The organism is Bacillota bacterium, assembly GCA_012518215.1.
Classification (GTDB): domain Bacteria; phylum Bacillota; class Dethiobacteria; order DTU022; family PWGO01; genus JAAYSV01.
Genome location: JAAYSV010000020.1, coordinates 42,732 through 59,997 on the forward strand (window position 1 = coordinate 42,732; position 17,266 = coordinate 59,997).

Consider the following 17,266-nt stretch of genomic DNA (forward strand, 5'->3'; position numbering starts at 1 on the left):
GTGTTTGTAGTGCGCCCGCTGTGGAAAGGATCGATCAGTTTCGGATTGGTCAATATACCCGTAAAGCTATATACTGCAACCCGGAAAAAAACGGTGCAATTCAGGCAACTTCACGAAAAATGTCTGACCCCCCTGGAATACAAAAGATTTTGCCCCCGCTGCCAGAAGGAAGCTGCTTACGGGGAGATCGTCAAGGGTTATGAATACGACCGGGATCGGTTCGTGATCATCAAAGAGGAAGATCTGGCCAAAATACCGGACAAAACCACAAAAACAATCGACATCGTGGATTTTGTTGAATTGTCGGAAATTGATCCCTTGTATTATAACCAGGCTTATTATTTGACACCAACGGAGATGGGAGAAAAAGCATACAACCTTCTGCAGGAGTCAATGAGGGAGACGGGGAAAATTGCCGTTGCGCGCCTGACCATCAGGTCGAAGCATTCTCTGGCCGTGATCCGTACTTACGAGGATATTCTCTCCCTGGAGACAATGTTTTACCCGGATGAGGTGCGTGACACGGCAGAGTTGCCATCGTGGAACCGGGAGATTGAAATTCACGAACAAGAATTGAAGATGGCCAGGGAATTGATTGAAAAGCTTACCGCTCCTTTTGATCCGGGACAGTATGTGGATGAATACAGGAAGGCCTTGCTGGAAATCATCGAAGCCAAGGTTGCCGGCGAGGAAATTGCCATCGTGGAATCTGCCGAAGGAGGGCGTGTTACCGATCTGGTCGAAGCCCTTCAGGCCAGTTTGGAAGTTGCGGCCGGAGAAGAGGAGGAGGCTGGCAAAAAGGAACCGACGGGGGTGGGCCGTGCTTGATCTTTGTTCTCCCTTGCAGCAGTTCTTTCCCCGGGTCAGGCCGATGGAACCGACCAGCGCTTCGCGGCCTGTCAAGGAGCCCGGCTATGTATCACAGATCAAATGGGATGGTGTACGTATCCTGGCTTTTGTAACTGCTGACGGAGTCAGGTTGCAAAACCGCGGAGGAGGGGAACGTACGCGGCAATACCCTGAATTCCAGATTCTGAAGGAGGTGGTGGGGTCGGGGGAGGCACTGATTGATGGGGAGGCGGTGGCCCTGGAAGCGGGTTATCCACGTTTTTCACGCATCATGGAAAGGGATTCCCTTCAGCATGAGAACAGGATCAAACGGCTTTCCCGCCACCGCCCATGTACCTACTGCATCTTCGATCTCCTTTTCTGGAGGGGGGAAGACCTGACCGGTTTCCCGTTAAACCACCGTCAGGATGTGTTGAACGAGGCTTTCGGAAGCCTGCAGGGAGAACCGACAGTTTATTTGAATGAAAACTATGAAGATGGGGAGTTGTTGTTCCAACAGGTGTCCGACCGGAATCTGGAAGGTATAGTGGCCAAGGATATTCACAGCCCTTACCTGATCGGGCGCAAATCTTCAAGCTGGCGGAAGGTCAAACCCAGGCGCAGGCAGCTTTCCGTGGTGGTGGGTCTGGCCTTCAGGGGAGGGTTGGTGAGTTCTCTATTGCTGGGGGCTTACCATGATGGGGAGTTGCGCTATATAGGCCGGGCGGGGTCAGGTTTAAATACGGAAATGGCCAGGGAATTGCGCAAGGCCGGGGAGATACTCGGTGTCCCCGAACCTTTATTTGTCAACCCGCCCTGCCCGGGGGAAGTGGCCTGGCTCAGGCCCTTCCTGACCGTCGAAATTGAATTCATGGAATGGACGGAAAACTTGAAAATGAGGGCACCGGTTGTCATTGGATTTTCAAAATCCAGGCCTGAAGAAGCAATCTATTGAAATTCCGCGTTTCCTTGCCGGAGTTGGGGGGAGGGAGTAGATATATCATCGACTTTGAAGGTAGGCAGACGCCTGGTCAGAGTCAGCAATCTGGAAAGAATGCTCTGGCCGGAGTCGGGGCTTACCAAGTATGATCTGATCTCCTACCTGATCTCCATTGCCCCATTCATGATTCCATATTTGAGGAACCGCCCCCTGGTTCTGCGTCGTTTCCCCGCAGGTATTGACAAAAAGGGCTTTTATCAGAAAAATTGCCCCCCCGGTGCACCCCGCTGGGTTGAAACATTCCGGGTTTTGCATCGAGGTGACAGGATCACCGATTATATCATGGTTGACAATGTGGAGACACTGGTCTGGATAGGCAATCAGGCTGCAATAGAAATCCATCCCTGGCTTTCGGAACGGGATCGCCTTGACAGTCCCGATTTTGCTGTCTTTGATCTCGATCCCATGGAAAAATCCACTTTCACCGATGTATTGGAAGTGGCCCGGGCATTGCATGAATGTCTGGCTGATTTTCAAATGCGGGGATACCCAAAAACTTCGGGCGCCACGGGAGTACAGGTGTTTGTTCCTGTTTACCCGCTATATTCCTACGAAACGGTGCGGAATTTTGTCAAGGGCGTTTGCAAGCAGATAAACAGGGCCTACCCTGAAAAGACAACCCTGGAACGGAAAATAGAGAAACGTGAAGGCAAGCTCTACCTCGATTATCTCCAGAATGGGAAGGGCAAAACCCTGGTCTCTCCATACAGCCCCCGCCCCCTTCCCGGAGCTCCCGTGTCCATGCCCCTGTCCTGGGATGAAATCGAGGAAGGAAGGGTTCTTCCCGGGGATTTCACGATCGGCAACTGCTTCGAGACTGTGAGGGAACGAGCTGAATATTTTGCGGGTTCGTTGACCGACCGTCAGTTTTTGCCACAGATTTCCTGATTCAGCAGATTTTTATTATCAGAACGGCTGAAGAAAGTAATAATCGTCCGCCCGTTCAATATCAATTTAATACAATTCATTTTACCGGCCGGCTGTGATATAATTATCACAATAACCAATTTTAGAAGGAGGGCAGCAAATGATTCCTGAATTGAGTATTTTTGAAATAGCCCTCAGGCTATTTATTGCTGTCCTTATGGGTGGCCTGATCGGATTTGAAAGGGAAATAAGCAACCGACCCGCAGGTTTCCGGACGCATATTCTGGTTTGTGTAGGTTCGGCACTGATCATGATGGTCTCGGTTTACGGTTTCTACTGTCCGGGGGTCGAAAACCTATTTTTACGGCAGGATCCCGGGAGAATGGCAGCCGGCGTGGTTACTGGCATCGGGTTTCTGGGCGCAGGGACGATCATTCAACATCGTGGTAATATCAAGGGGTTGACGACTGCAGCCGGAATATGGGTGGTTTCCGGGATCGGATTGGCTATTGGGGTTGGTTACTGGAAGGCGGCAATGGTGGCCACGATTTTTGTGCTACTGAGCCTTTATGTACTCAACAAGGTTGACAATGTCTATCTTTCGCGTCACAAGTACAAGATCCTTTCTATCAAAGCTATAGATCAGATTGCGCTGCTTAGCAAAATTAGCGGTGTTCTCGGGGAACACCATATGAATATCAAGAAAATCAATATTTCCCAGGCCGAATTCATCAAGACATACAATTCCGATGTGATCATGATCGATTTCACTCTTGAAGCTCCCGTTTACATTGATTATCAGGAGTTTTATCGTCGCCTGGTGGCCATCAACGGTGTTCTGGAAATATCCTGGCAAGGCGAAGATGTGTTTGTTTCATCGTCATCATCAGCATCATCACTTTTCAGCTGAGAAGGATGCCCCTTTTGAATCATTTATCTTTCTACAACCTGACATCAACATTGCCAACTGTCAATTTTTGATCCCAGGATGAAATGAAGAGATATTTGCAGCAAATCAAGGAAATACGAGCTTAAAGCCGCCAGTACGGTAACCTCGGTTGATGTGATGCTTCAGGTAGTTCAAAAAAAACTTGTGTAAATTGATCTGTTTTGGGGTATAATAAAGTGAAGGTCAGTAAAGGTCAAACGGGAAAGTAGGGTGCATAATCTATGCTTACCATAGCGGATTATATCGAGGATTATATAAAAAAACTACTCTCTCTCAGTGTTGGCCAATGGGTCATTATCCAGAGGGGAGAATTGGCAGGAAAATTTAACTGTGTTCCTTCGCAGATAAATTATGTATTGTCAACAAGATTTACACCGGAGAGAGGATACATGGTTGAAAGCAGGAGAGGGGGACGGGGTTACATCAGGATCATGAAGGTAAAACCTCTTTCCCGGGACTGGGTCAGCAGTTTTGAAAGGGAAGGTCTTGATTTTCGTCAAGCTGGTGACCTGTTGAAACGGTGGCATGATGAAAAATTTATCTCGCGCCGCGAGGCGGCCATGATTGACAGTGTAATGAAAGATGAAATATTCAGCGGCCTTCCCATCGATGAACGACAGAAAAAAATAATGGTCAAAAGATTGCTGAAGAACATGATCATGGCCATTTTGAAAGATGATCAATAGTGAAGGAGGGTTATCATGCTCTGTCAGGAATGCAACCAGCAGAAAGCAACGGTTTTCATCACCAGGATCGTCAATGGTCTTAGAACAGATCTGCATCTTTGTGAACGATGTGCCCGCGCCAAGGGGGATCTTGATTTTTCTTTTGAACCAAAATTCACGCTGAAAAACTTTTTTGCCAGTTTTCTGAGTGAACCGTGGGCAGCCAAAAAAGATAAAGAGGCAGTGCATCCGGCCAAAGTACAGTGTTCAAATTGCGCTTTGACTTTTGCCCAATTCAGCCAGATCGGCAGGTTCGGTTGTAGCAGTTGTTACCATTCCTTCGGGGATGAGAAGCTCCAACCGTTATTCCGTCGGATCCATGGCAATATAGATCATGTAGGTAAAGTTCCCCGCCGCATAGGGGGAACGACCAGAATCAAGCGGGAAATCGGTGATCTCAGAAAACAGCTGCAACAGTTCATCCACCTGGAGGAATATGAAAAAGCAGCTGCCATACGGGATCAGATACGGGTTCTGGAAAATGCATTGCAAAAAAAAGAGCAGGAAAGGGGTGATGGCCATGAAGAATGAGAAGACGCAATTTGTCAGCCATTGGATGGAGGGCAATGGCCCTTACGCCGAGGCGGCAATAAGTTCGCGTGTACGATTGGCCAGAAATATCAAAAATACTCCTTTTCCCTATCTGGCTTCCGATGCCCAGACACTTGAAGTCCAGGGGTTGGTTGTCGATGCGGTCAAGGATCAGGACGATTTCAAAGATTTTCTCCTGATCAAGATGGATGAAGTGAGCACCCTGGTGAAACAGGTTATGGTCGAAAAACATCTTATCAGCCCGCTTCTGGCCAAGGAATCTCACAACAGTGCATTATTTTTGCGCAAGGATGAGGCTGTAGGGGTAATGATCAATGAAGAGGACCATGTTCGCATTCAGAGTGTTTTCCCCGGGCTTCAGCTGGAAAGGGCATGGGAAGAAGCTGATTTGTATGACAATGCTCTCGAGGAGAAGTTGAATTATTCCTTCCACGAGCGCTATGGTTATCTGACTTCCTGCCCTACCAACGTGGGAACCGGTTTGAGGGCCTCGGTCATGCTACATCTGCCAGCCTTGATTATCACCAAACAGTTTAACCGGATCCTGGGAGCTCTTTCCCAGGTGGGCCTGGCGGTAAGGGGGCTGTACGGGGAGGGTACCGAAATTATTGGCAACCTGGTGCAGTTGTCCAACCAGATAACCCTCGGCCAATCAGAACAGGAGATAATCAGAAATCTGTTCAGTGTTACCCGCCAGGTTATCGAACAGGAGAATGCTGCCTGCCAGTCGTTGTTGAATCATAACCGGGAGAAAATTGCTGATCGCGGTTCAAGGGCGCTGGGGATTTTGAAGCATGCCCGTATCATCAGCAGTCAGGAAGCGATGCAGCTTATTTCTGATATCAGGCTGGGATACGAACTGGGCCTCATATCGGGGGGGATCAATCGCAAATTGCTCAACGAGCTGCTTATTGTGATCAGGCCTGCCTGTTTGCAGATCATTGCTGACGGGGAACTGAATGCCCGGGAAAGGGATGAGGAGAGGGCAAAGCAGCTGAGAGAACGGTTGAAGGAAATCAAGGTATAAAAGGAATGAATATAGATTGTCAACTTGCATTTCTGGTTGTCCAGGCATGGGCCCGGGAATCTTGCAAATAAAAAAATATATTACAGGGGAGTGAAAAAATATGTTTATGTTCGGACGTTTTACCGAGCGGGCGCAGCAGGTTCTGGTGCTTGCCCAGGATGAGGCCCGCAGGCTCAATCATAATTTTATTGGAACGGAACACCTTTTACTGGGTCTGGTAAAAGAAGGGGCGGGGATTGCTGCTCGTGTATTGACGAATGCGGGCATCGATCTGAACAGGTTACGGCAGGAAGTTGAAAAGATCATCCCCAAGGGTGAGAAGTCCCTTTCACAGTCTATAAGTTATACACCGAGGGCAAAGAGGGTCGTGGAACTTTCCATCGAGGAGAGCCAGAATCTGGGCCACAATTATGTCGGGACAGAGCATCTGTTGCTGGGACTGCTCCGGGAAGGGGAAGGCATCGCCGCGCAGGTTCTTGCGAATATCGGCATCGATCTCAAACATGCTCGCAAGGAAGTTATCCAGTTGCTCGGTGGCGAGGAGGGCGGCGGTGGCGGATTCCGTGGCACAAAAACGGGTCAGCAAACTCCAACGGTCGACGCCTACGGGCGTGACCTTACCAAATTGGCCCGTGAAGGCAAACTTGATCCGGTTATCGGCAGGGATAATGAAATCGAGAGGGTGGTTCAGGTTCTGAGCCGCCGTACAAAAAACAATCCCTGCCTGATTGGAGAACCTGGGGTGGGCAAGACGGCTATCGCCGAGGGGCTTGCCCAGAGAATAATGGAGGGCACCACACCGGAAATATTGAACGGTAAACGAGTTGTAACCATTGAACTTTCCGCCATAGTTGCCGGCACAAAATATCGTGGTGAGTTTGAAGAACGCCTGCGCAAATTGATACAGGAACTTCGGCAGGCGGGAAATATCATCATGTTCATTGATGAATTGCATACCATTATCGGTGCTGGCGCGGCTGAAGGAGCCATCGATGCTTCCAATATTCTCAAGCCGGCTCTGGCGCGGGGGGAACTGCAATGTATCGGTGCCACAACGATCGATGAATATCGTAAACATGTGGAGAGGGATCCGGCACTGGAACGCCGTTTTCAACCCATCCAGGTGGGTGAACCCACCAAAGAAGAGAGTGTAGCCATCCTCAAGGGGCTGAGAGATCGTTACGAGGCCCATCACAAGGTAAAGATCACCGATGAAGCACTCGAGGCGGCGGTCAATCTTTCGGACCGTTATATCGCTGACAGATTTCTTCCCGACAAGGCCATTGATCTTATCGATGAAGCTGCCTCAAGGGTCAGGATTCGCAATTACACCACGCCACCGGATCTGAAGGAGGTCAAGGACAAGGTCGAAACCCTCAGGAACGAGAAGGAAGCGGCGGTCAGAAATCAGGAGTTTGAACTTGCAGCCAAGCTCAGGGACAAGGAGCACAAACTCAAGGAAGAACTGGGTGAGCTGTTAAAAGAATGGGAGCAGAAAAAAGGGATTTCCGACCAGGTCGTGGTATCGGAAGAGGATGTTTCCCATATTGTGGCCAGCTGGACGGGTGTTCCGGTCAAACGGTTGGTGGAAGAGGAATCGGAACGGCTTATGAAACTGGAAGATATATTGCATCAACGAGTAATCGGCCAGGATGAAGCGGTCACCGCTGTATCCAAAGCCGTGCGGAGGGCTCATACCGGATTGAAAGACCCCAACAGGCCCATCGGTTCATTCGTTTTCCTTGGTCCCACGGGAGTAGGCAAGACAGAGCTGGCCAGGGCCCTGGCGGAGGCTCTTTTTGGTGATGAGAAAGCGATGATCAGACTGGATATGTCCGAGTTCATGGAAAAGCATACCGTCGCCCGCCTCATCGGTGCTCCGCCGGGCTATGTCGGCTATGACGAGGGGGGGCAATTGACCGAAAAGGTACGCAGAAAACCTTATTCGGTGATTCTATTCGACGAGATCGAGAAGGCGCACCCGGATGTGTACAATGCATTGCTGCAAATTCTTGAAGATGGAAGGCTGACTGACGGGAAGGGCAGGACGGTTGATTTCAGAAATACAGTCGTGGTGATGACCTCCAATGTCGGGGCCACGTTTATCAAGAAACAGGCAAGAATGGGTTTCCGTTCTGATGATGAACAGGCTTCCTATGAGCAGATGAAGGAGAGGGTCCTTGATGAATTGAAGAAGACTTTTCGTCCGGAATTTCTCAATCGTCTGGATGAAGTTACGGTTTTCCACAACCTCAACAAGGATCACATCGTCGAGATCCTCGATATCATGCTCGAGGAATTGAACAGCCGCCTGGAGGAATATAGCATGGCTCTGGAAGTATCACAGGCGGCCAAGGATCAGCTGATCAACGAAGGGTTCGATCCCCTCTTCGGGGCACGGCCACTGCGAAGGACGTTGCAGAGGCGTCTGGAGGATGGCATCTCCGAAGAGATGCTCCAGGGAAGGATCGTTGCCGGCGACAGTATCCTTGTTGACGTCAAGGATGAAAAATATCTATTCAAAAAAAAATAAAACCGCAGCCTGTTGAAAGTCACGGGACGGGTCCGTGAATGGTGTACGGGAAAACAAGAAGTATTTACGGGGGGTACCCCCGCGAGGGTACCCCTTTTCTGCATGAAAAAACATGGTATCGCTGGCATTTATCACCAAACAAGGCAGTTTTGTATTAATTGTGTATACACTCACAATATACCCAAAATTGAGAATAGAGCAACTTTTATAATGGAAAAGGAATTATCAAAAACTTCGTCGAATATAGGAACGATTAAAAGATAAAAGAATTGTCAGATTAGAGGGACAAAGAATCATGAAGATCGCGGTCTCAGGAAAAGGTGGCGTGGGTAAAACTACATTGTCTTCAGGTTTGGTAAAGTGTTTTGCCAATACAGGCGTTCCCGTGTATGCAATTGATGCCGATCCGGATACAAGTTTGGGGATAACCCTGGGGTTGGATCCGGAAAAGCTGGATCAGCTCGTACCTCTCATCGATATGAAGGATGTGATCGAGAAGAAGAATGCCGGTGGGGGGCTGCTGGTGGACTTGAACCCGGATGTGGAAGATGTGATTGAAGATTATTGCTTGAAGGAGGGAGAAATTCTTTTTTTCAAAATGGGGGGCATAAAGCAAGGAGGCTCCGCATGTTATTGTAAAGAAAACTCATTTCTCCAATCGATTCTCAATTCGCTCCTGCTGGATAAAAGTGACCCCGTGATCATCGACATGAGCGCCGGCATAGAACATTTGACCCGGGGAACTGCCCGCGGGGTGGACCTGATACTGGTGGTCACCGAACCATCCGTGACCAGTGTCAAAACCTCCATGATCGTGAAAAAATTGGCGGAGGAAATAGGCGTCAAAAAAGTAATGTTCGTTGGCAACAAGATCGCCGGGCAGGAAGACAGTGACTTCTTGTATGATCATCTGCCACGGGACGATTTTGCTGGTATGATTCCTTTTAACCGAGATATCTTGCGGCAGTCGCGGGAGCAAAATTCCGCAGATAGGTCAATCATTATTCAAGAAATAGAAGATATCTTCAACAATTTTCTGGGGAGGTGAATTTTGGGGTAGGTTATACCGGTTCAGAACACTTGGTTCAAGTGTTTATCATGTATTTTGTTGTAGCATCGTATTTTTGCCATGTAAATGTATACAAGGAGGTTAGAAAATGTCCGCAGGAGATAAAAAAGAGAAAAAAAAACCTGATTCCAAAAGGACTATTGACCCGGCAGCACTAGCGATATTGGATAAGAATGACGGGCAGATCGAGACGGCTTATGATCGTTATGTCAAGATGCAACCGCAGTGCAATTATGGCCGGACGGGGATCTGCTGTCGAATTTGCCTGCAAGGGCCTTGCCGTATTACCAGGAAAGCATCAAAAGGTATTTGCGGGGCTCATGGCTACACCATCGTCGCCCGCAATCTGATCAGGGCCATCAACGGCGGATGTGGTGCACATGCTGACCACAGCCGTCATATGCTTCTGACCCTGACGGAGATGTTTGCGGGGAAAGCTCCGGATTATACCATCACCGACACGAAGAAGCTTTACCGGGTGGCCGATCGGCTGGGGCTTTCCAGGGAAGGCAAGAGTGATGATGATCTGTTGAAAGAAGTATATGACGTCGCGCTAAGTGATTTTACGAAGATTGACGATACACCGTGCCGCTGGCTGGAGACAACGGTGGTTCCGGATCGCCTGAAAAAATTCATCGAATGCAACATTTCTCCCCGTGGTATCCATACGACTATCTCCGAAACCATGGGGCAGACGCACATTGGTGTCGACTCCGATCCGGTCAACCTGGTATTCCAGGGTTTGAAAACATCTCTGGCCGATTATATCTGCATGCATATTGCTACTGATATTTCCGACATTCTGTTCGGAACCCCCAAGCCGGTTACTTCCGAAGCCAATATGGGGATAATCGATCCGGAGATGGTCAACATTGCTTTACATGGTCATAACCCGTTGCTGAGCGAGATGATCGTGCGTGTGGCCAGGGAGATGACCGATGAGGCAGAGGCAGCAGGCGCAAAAGGGATCAAGTGCATGGGAATCTGTTGCACCGGTAACGAGGTGCTGATGCGTCAGGGAGTCCCCGTTTTGACCAACTTCCTCTCCCAGGAACTGCCAATAATGACCGGGGCCATCGATGCCATGGTCGTGGATGTTCAATGTATCATGCCCGGCATACAGGCGGTGTCGGAATGTTTCAATACCAAGATCATAACGACCATGTCCCATTCCAAGATCGCCGGAGCCCACCACGTGGATTTTGTGGAAGAGAAGGCTGTGGAGAAAGCCAAAGAGGTGGTCCGGATAGCAATTCAGGGTTTCAAGGATAGGGATTCCTCGAAGGTAGATATTCCCGATATCAAACACAAGGTGACCGCCGGTTTCAGTTACGAGGCGATGGAAGACCTGTTCAGGGCGGTCAATCCCGAGGAACCGATCAAGGTTCTGACCGATGCCATCGAAACGGGGCAGTTGCGGGGGGTAATCCTTCTTTGCGGCTGCAACAACCTCAGGGTGATACATGACCTGAGCGCTTCCCATATAATCAAGGAACTGGCCAAGAATGACGTCCTCATGGTGGCTACCGGTTGCATCGCGGGTGCAGCGGCCAAACTGGGCTTGATGAATGACGAGGCTGTTGAGGAGTACGCCGGCGACGGCTTGAAGTCTTTCATCCATCAGCTCAACGAGGCCAATGCCGATCAGCTCAACGGTCAGAAACTGCCCCTGGTATTCCACATGGGTTCCTGTGTGGACAACAGCCGTGCTTACAATCTATCCAATGCAATGGCAGAACAGTGGGGGGTCGACACTCCCAAGGTGCCTTTCATGGCCTCGGCTCCCGAAGCCATGAGTGAGAAGGCGATATCTATCGGCAGCTGGTGCGTTACACTGGGCATGCCCACCCACGTGGGTGTGATACCCGAGATCACCGGAAGTGCCCTGGTCAACGGAATTGCGCTGCAGATTGCGCATGATGTTTACGGAGGGTATTTCATCTGGGAAGAAGATATAGAGAAATCGGTGGAGAAAATCATGGGAGCACTTGATGAGCGGACCTGGAAACTGAGGGTTCACCAGAGAACTGCCGAAAAATTTGAAACGGAACTGACCAAAACCTGGTAGATCGATCCGAAGAAAAGGAGGAGAGAAAATGAGCGAAGCCAGTGGTGTGTTATCCAGAGAATGGAAAGAGTCATTTGACGAAATATTTGATGGCGCTGTGGACGAGAACAATCCGCCGCTAGCGCTGTTTGAAAAAGCATACGACGGGGCGGTTATCGCCACCAGTTATGCCGAGATACTGATGAACCAGGCTATTCGCCGCTATGGGCCGGATCAGGAGGTGAAGTATCCGGATACCGGTTATTACCTCCCCGTGATCAGGGCATTGAGCGGTGAGGCCGTTACCACATTGGGGCAACTCCCCCCCATACTTAACCGCATGAGGGATCAGATCAGCGAGGAGCTTAATTTCGAAAATGCCCGTCTCTGCGGTGAATCTACCGCGTACGCAGCAGAGATTATCGAAGCAATCAATTATCTTGATCCCGAGAAAGCCCATGTAACACCCTGGACCGGTTTTCTGGGTGACCCGGTCGTGCGCCGTTACGGTATTCTTCTGGTGGACTGGACCATCCCCGGCCAGGCGGTGATTGTCGGCAAGGCCAAGTCAACCGAAGCTCTGGCCGAAATCATCAAAGATCTGCAATCCAAAGGATTCATGATCTTTCTCAGCTACGAGGTGGTCGACCAGGCCATCGAGGCCGATTTGAAACTGGGGATCGATTTTATCGCTTTCCCCACCGGTAACTTTACCCAGGTAGTTCATGCCGTGAACTATGCCCTGCGTGCCGGGATGGCTTTCGGAGGGATTCCCCCGGGAGAGCGGCAGAATACGCGTGACTACCAGCGCCGGAGGGTGCGTGCCTTTGTTCTTCATTTCGGAGAACGTGATGAGGTTCAGGTGGCGGCCCATTTCGCGGCAATCTTTCTGGGATTTCCTGTTATCCTCGATCAGGAGTTACCCGAGGACGAGCAGATCCCCAACTGGTATGTTTCCAACCCTGACTACGATACCATGGTTCAGGTGGCGATGGAGATCAGGGGTATCAAATTGAAGATTGTCGACATCCCCGTTCCCATTACCGTGGGGCCTGCCTTCGAGGGCGAAGCCATCCGCAAGGGCGACATGTACGTCGAGTTTGGCGGTCCCAAGAATACCGGTTTTGAGCTGGTGGAGATGGTGGGCGAGGGTGATATAGAAGACGGCAAGATCGAGGTCATCGGGCCGGAGATTGATGATGTCGAGGAAGGCGCCTCGCTTCCCGTGGGGCTGATAGTCAAGATTTTCGGCCGGAAGATGCAGAAAGACTTCGAAGGGGTTCTTGAAAGGCGCCTCCACTATTTTGTCAACTACGGCGAAGGTTTGTGGCATATGGCGCAGCGGGATACCATCTGGATGCGGATCAGCAAGGATGCCGCGGCCAAGGGTTTCAAGTTCCATCATTTTGGCGACCTGATCATCGCCAAGTTCAAGGATGAATTTCCCGCGATCGTTGACCGTGTGCAGGTTACGTTCATTACAGATCCGGAAAAGGTGGAAGAAGGACTCCTTCATGCCCGGGAACTTTATGGTGAGCGTGATGAGCGGCTCAGCGGGCTTACGGATGAGGCCGTGGAACTTTTCTATTCCTGCATTCTGTGTCAGTCATTTGCACCCAACCACTGCTGTGTGGTAACCCCGGAGCGTCTGGGCCTGTGTGGTGCGGTGAGCTGGCTGGATTCCAAGGCTTCCTATGAGATCGATCCCAACGGCCCCTGCCGACCGATCGAAAAGAAAGGCCTTCTTGATGAAAGGATCGGGATGTGGGAATCTGTCAATGAATACGTTTACAACAACACCAACCGTACCATCGAGAAATGTTCCATGTACAGTTTCATGGAGGACCCGATGACTTCCTGTGGCTGCTTCGAATGTATCATGGCAATCTTCCCCGAGGCCAACGGGGTCATGATTACCACCCGTGAATACAGCGGGGACACTCCATGTGGAATGAGCTTCTCCACCCTGGCCGGATCATGCGGCGGGGGAATACAGACCCCGGGTTTCATGGGGCATGGCAGGCAATATGTATTGAGCCGCAAATTTATCAGTGCCGATGGAGGGTTGGGACGGTTGGCATGGATGCCTACAGAGCTGAAGGAAGCTCTCGGTGATGAACTGCGGCAGCGTGCCGAAGAAGAAGGACTGGGTGCGGACTTCGTGGACAAGATTGCCGATGAGACGGTGGGAGTTACCGCCGAGGAAGTCCTTCCCTTCCTCGAGGAAAAAGGACATCCGGCTCTGGCCATGGATCCGTTGATGTAGGAGCTGCATGAAAAACAGCAGCACCGGAAACGGTGAGGCTGTTTTTCTTTGGTTTATCAACTTGTAATCTATAAAGTAAAGGTATGAAAGGAGTAGAGGAGATGGCGTTAACTGGTTTAGAGATCTTCAAACATCTGCCCAAGACCAATTGCAAGGAGTGTGGGATGCCCACTTGCCTGGCTTTTGCAATGGCCCTGGCTGGCGGGAAAACCTCGCTGGACAAATGTCCTCATGTGACCGAGGAAGCCAAGGCGGCATTGGATTCTGCCGCCGCACCTCCGATTGCTTTGGTGGAGGTCGGTGTAGGAGATCATGTGGTGCAGTTGGGTGATGAAACGGAAATTTTCCGGCATGACAGGCGTTTCTATCATCCGACCGGCGTGGCGGTAACCATCAGTGACAATGAAGATGTGGCGGCCAAGGCGGAGAAATTCGAGGCCCTGGAGTTTGATCGGGTGGGGCTTCACTACGTGACCGATATGGTGGCGGTCAAGTGTGATTCGGGAGATGCAGCCAAATTCAAGGCCGCTGTGGAAATCGTGGCTGGCAAGACGCAGAAAGCGATGATCCTGATGTGTGAGGATCCGGCAATCATGGAAGGGGCCCTGAACGTGGTGGCTGACCGTCGCCCACTCGTCTATGCAGCCACAGCAGACAACTACGAGAAAATGACCGAATTGGCGAAAAGCAAGGAATGCCCCCTGGTCGTCCGTGGGGATGGGCTTGATGATACTGCCTCCCTGGTGGAGAAGGTCGTGGCCCTGGATTACAAGGAATTGGTTATCGACACGGGTAGCAGGGATACCAGCAAGGTGCTGGCTGATATGACCGTGATCCGCCGTCTGGCGGTGAGGAAGAAGTATCGCCCCTTTGGATACCCGACCATTGCTTTTACCAACAAGGAGGACCCCCAGGAAGAGATCATGCAGGCGGGCGTCTACATGAGCAAGTATGCGGGCATCGTGGTGATCAAGGCAGCGGAGAAACAACAATTATTGCCGTTGCTATCATGGCGCCAGAACCTGTTCACGGATCCGCAGAAACCCATTGCTGTTGAACCTATGCTTTACGAAGTAGGTGACGTACAGGCGGATTCTCCCGTCTACTGCACCACGAATTTCTCCCTCACTTACTTTATTGTCGAGGGTGAGGTCGAGGCCACTCGCATTCCCGCTTATATTCTGGCGGTGGATACCGGTGGTGTCTCCGTTCTCACTGCTTATGCGGATAACAAATTTTCAGGCGAGACTATCGCTGAAGCGATGAAGCAGGCTGGCCTGGAGGAGAAGGTCAACCACAAGAAAATAATTATCCCCGGACACGTTGCCGTTCTCAAGGGTTCGCTGGAGGAAGAGTCGGGCTGGGATGTACATGTGGGGCCCAGGGAGGCTTCCGGCATCAACAAGTATATCAAGGAAGTTTATGCCTAGGAGAGTGGCAGGGGCCCGGAAAACCCGGGCATTGTGATTATATACTGTAAGAAAGGGGCGTTAATATGGCTGTCGAGATCCTTAAGGAAAAATATAGAAGCAAGGTAGGCGAAGTGGTGTTGGGAGCAACCAAGGAAGAAGGCGGGACCCGCTCCCACACCATCACGGTGGGCGGTGAATCCGCGTTGCCATACTTGCATTTCGAAGGGGAGGTTGCTAACCGTCCCGTCGTGGCGCTGGAGATATGGGACACCGTTCCAGATTGGAGCCCGGTATTCGACAATTACTACGGTGATGTATACGAAGATGTGGCCGCATGGGCAAAAAAATGCATCGATGAATACGGGGCAGATCTTCTCACCCTGCGCCTTAAAAGTGCCGATCCGGATTTGAAAGATGCTTCCCCGGAAGAATGTGCGGCCAATGTTAAGAAAGTGCTTGAAGCAGTGGGCGTTCCCCTGATTGTCATCGGTTGCGGCAACGCGGAGAAAGACAACCTTGTTTACCCCGTTGTTGCCGAGGCTGCCGAGGGCGAAAATCTGCTTATGGGCGTGGCCGAGCAGGACAACTACAAAGCGATCACGAGCGCATGCATGGCCAACAAGCACTGTATCATTGCCCAATCTCCCATCGATATCAATATCTGCAAACAGTTGAACATCCTCATTCTGGAGATGAGTCAGGCCCTGGACGGGAAAATCATTATCGATCCCACAATTGCAGCCCTTGGTTATGGTATCGAGTACTCCTATTCGATCATGGAAAGGGCGCGTAACGGAGCCCTTCAAGGTGATCGGATGCTGGCCATGCCGGTTATCGGCAATATTGGCTTTGAGGCCTGGAGGGCCAAGGAGGCCAATATAGCGGCTGAAGAAGAGCCGGGTTGGGGCGAGCAGGAAGAAAGGGGTATCATGTGGGAGGCGACGACGGCGATGGCTTACATCCAGGCAGGAATGAATATCCTGGTAATGAGGCATCCCCGCGCGGCAGAGCTGGTAAAGAAGAATATCGACGACCTGTTGCAGGACAACAGTTATTAGATTTTGATCGGCAGGGAGGGCGGGGAATGACCTCCCTCCCATGATGTCTGTTTACCCGTTTGGATGCTTTCTTTTTTGTTCAAGTTGATTCTGTACGGGAAAAAAATGCAAGGAGGTTGGGTAGATGCTGATTATTGGCGAAAGGATTAACGGTATGTTCAGGGATATCGCCAGGGCTATCAAGGATCGTGATCCGGCACCGGTGCAGGAATGGGCACGCAAGCAGGAAGAAGCCGGTGCGCATTATCTGGATATCAATGTCGGCCCCGGTTCGACAGAAGTGGCAGAAGCCATGAAATGGCTGGTGGAAGTTACTCAGGAAGTTTCGGATTTGCCTTTGGCCCTGGATTCAACCAAATACGATGCTATCGAAGAAAGTCTGAAAATATGCAAGCGCCCGGCGATGATCAACTCGGTTCCGGCAGAGGCTCCCAAGATGGAAAGAGTATTTACCATGGCTGCCGAGCATAATTCTGAAGTAATCTGCTTGGCCATGAATGAAGAGGGAATCCCCAAGGATGCAGAAAGCCGCATTGCTCTGGCGATGGAACTGGTAGCCACGGCCGATGCCTATGGCATATCGCCGGATCGTCTGTATATAGATCCTCTGGTGTTGCCGTGCAATGTGGGGCAAGATCATGGCCCTGAAGTATTTGAAACCCTCAGGCAGGTCAAGATGTTGTCCAATCCGGCGCCGAAGACGACGGTGGGGTTGAGTAACATCTCTCAAGGAACCGTGGACCGCGAACTTGTCAACCGGACTTTTGCGGTGATGGCCATGGCTGCCGGCCTGGATTCAGCGATTGTCGATGCCTGCGATGATGAGCTGATGGCTGCCATTGCAACGGCCAGGATTTTACTCAACATGGATATTTATTGTGATTCCTATGTTGACGTATTCCGCCAATCTAACAGGTAGCTCGGGTTGTTGAA

General features: G+C 50.7%; 14 protein-coding genes. All 14 read left to right on the top strand.

All coding sequences use genetic code 11. The annotated features are described in order from the left end of the window. Positions 1-9: 9 nt before the first annotated feature. The 14 genes from GX364_03825 to GX364_03890 all read left to right on the top strand — a co-directional run bounded on the left by GX364_03825 (position 10) and on the right by GX364_03890 (position 17,252). Complete coding sequence (locus GX364_03825; protein NLI69983.1) at positions 10-828, top strand: Ku protein; 819 nt, start codon at positions 10-12, stop codon at positions 826-828. Next, entirely contained in the window at positions 821-1,783 is a 963-nt protein-coding gene (locus tag GX364_03830) for a hypothetical protein (protein ID NLI69984.1), read from the top strand. Before GX364_03825 ends, GX364_03830 begins: the two co-directional genes overlap by 8 nt. Before the next feature lie 99 nt (positions 1,784-1,882). Then, the gene (locus GX364_03835) at positions 1,883-2,716 is read left to right on the top strand and encodes a DNA polymerase domain-containing protein (protein NLI69985.1); all 834 of its coding nucleotides are present in this window, start codon (positions 1,883-1,885) and stop codon (positions 2,714-2,716) included. 139 nt (positions 2,717-2,855) lie between these two features. After that, positions 2,856-3,605, top strand: a complete 750-nt coding sequence (locus GX364_03840) for an MgtC/SapB family protein (protein ID NLI69986.1) — start codon at positions 2,856-2,858, stop codon at positions 3,603-3,605. 260 nt (positions 3,606-3,865) lie between these two features. Beyond that, positions 3,866-4,330: a CtsR family transcriptional regulator gene (locus tag GX364_03845; protein NLI69987.1), complete on the top strand. Its 465-nt coding sequence runs from the start codon at positions 3,866-3,868 to the stop codon at positions 4,328-4,330. A gap of 15 nt (positions 4,331-4,345) precedes the next feature. Further along, entirely contained in the window at positions 4,346-4,900 is a 555-nt protein-coding gene (locus GX364_03850) for a hypothetical protein (protein NLI69988.1), read from the top strand. Beyond that, complete coding sequence (locus GX364_03855) at positions 4,890-5,948, top strand: protein arginine kinase (protein NLI69989.1); 1,059 nt, start codon at positions 4,890-4,892, stop codon at positions 5,946-5,948. Before GX364_03850 ends, GX364_03855 begins: the two co-directional genes overlap by 11 nt. A gap of 106 nt (positions 5,949-6,054) precedes the next feature. Then, positions 6,055-8,481 carry an ATP-dependent Clp protease ATP-binding subunit gene (locus GX364_03860; protein ID NLI69990.1) on the top strand — a complete coding sequence of 809 codons (2,427 nt, stop codon included), beginning with the start codon at positions 6,055-6,057 and terminating at the stop codon, positions 8,479-8,481. Positions 8,482-8,776: 295 nt separating this feature from the next. Next, the gene (locus GX364_03865; GenBank protein NLI69991.1) at positions 8,777-9,529 is read left to right on the top strand and encodes an AAA family ATPase; all 753 of its coding nucleotides are present in this window, start codon (positions 8,777-8,779) and stop codon (positions 9,527-9,529) included. Positions 9,530-9,638: 109 nt separating this feature from the next. Next, positions 9,639-11,618, top strand: a complete 1,980-nt coding sequence (gene cooS / locus GX364_03870) for an anaerobic carbon-monoxide dehydrogenase catalytic subunit (GenBank protein NLI69992.1) — start codon at positions 9,639-9,641, stop codon at positions 11,616-11,618. A gap of 28 nt (positions 11,619-11,646) precedes the next feature. Continuing rightward, positions 11,647-13,863 (top strand): CO dehydrogenase/CO-methylating acetyl-CoA synthase complex subunit beta, encoded by a 2,217-nt coding sequence (cdhC, locus tag GX364_03875; GenBank protein ID NLI69993.1) that lies wholly within the window; start codon positions 11,647-11,649, stop codon positions 13,861-13,863. A 101-nt stretch (positions 13,864-13,964) separates the two neighbouring features. Beyond that, a complete protein-coding gene (locus tag GX364_03880) occupies positions 13,965-15,293 on the top strand; it encodes an acetyl-CoA decarbonylase/synthase complex subunit gamma (GenBank protein ID NLI69994.1) in 1,329 nt (442 codons plus the stop codon). Between the two features lie 65 nt (positions 15,294-15,358). Next, on the top strand, positions 15,359-16,333 hold the full coding sequence (locus GX364_03885; GenBank protein ID NLI69995.1) for an acetyl-CoA decarbonylase/synthase complex subunit delta: 975 nt from the start codon (positions 15,359-15,361) through the stop codon (positions 16,331-16,333). Between the two features lie 124 nt (positions 16,334-16,457). Then, complete coding sequence (locus GX364_03890) at positions 16,458-17,252, top strand: methyltetrahydrofolate cobalamin methyltransferase (GenBank protein NLI69996.1); 795 nt, start codon at positions 16,458-16,460, stop codon at positions 17,250-17,252. Positions 17,253-17,266 lie beyond the last annotated feature (14 nt).

Coding starts and splice junctions, on each gene's coding strand:
- cooS (NLI69992.1), top strand. CDS start 9,639: ATGTCCGCAGGAGATAAAAAAGAGAAAAAAAAACCTGATTCCAAAAGG.
- GX364_03865 (NLI69991.1), top strand. CDS start 8,777: ATGAAGATCGCGGTCTCAGGAAAAGGTGGCGTGGGTAAAACTACATTG.
- cdhC (NLI69993.1), top strand. CDS start 11,647: ATGAGCGAAGCCAGTGGTGTGTTATCCAGAGAATGGAAAGAGTCATTT.
- GX364_03885 (NLI69995.1), top strand. CDS start 15,359: ATGGCTGTCGAGATCCTTAAGGAAAAATATAGAAGCAAGGTAGGCGAA.
- GX364_03860 (NLI69990.1), top strand. CDS start 6,055: ATGTTCGGACGTTTTACCGAGCGGGCGCAGCAGGTTCTGGTGCTTGCC.
- GX364_03880 (NLI69994.1), top strand. CDS start 13,965: ATGGCGTTAACTGGTTTAGAGATCTTCAAACATCTGCCCAAGACCAAT.
- GX364_03845 (NLI69987.1), top strand. CDS start 3,866: ATGCTTACCATAGCGGATTATATCGAGGATTATATAAAAAAACTACTC.
- GX364_03890 (NLI69996.1), top strand. CDS start 16,458: ATGCTGATTATTGGCGAAAGGATTAACGGTATGTTCAGGGATATCGCC.
- GX364_03855 (NLI69989.1), top strand. CDS start 4,890: ATGAAGAATGAGAAGACGCAATTTGTCAGCCATTGGATGGAGGGCAAT.
- GX364_03835 (NLI69985.1), top strand. CDS start 1,883: ATGCTCTGGCCGGAGTCGGGGCTTACCAAGTATGATCTGATCTCCTAC.
- GX364_03840 (NLI69986.1), top strand. CDS start 2,856: ATGATTCCTGAATTGAGTATTTTTGAAATAGCCCTCAGGCTATTTATT.
- GX364_03850 (NLI69988.1), top strand. CDS start 4,346: ATGCTCTGTCAGGAATGCAACCAGCAGAAAGCAACGGTTTTCATCACC.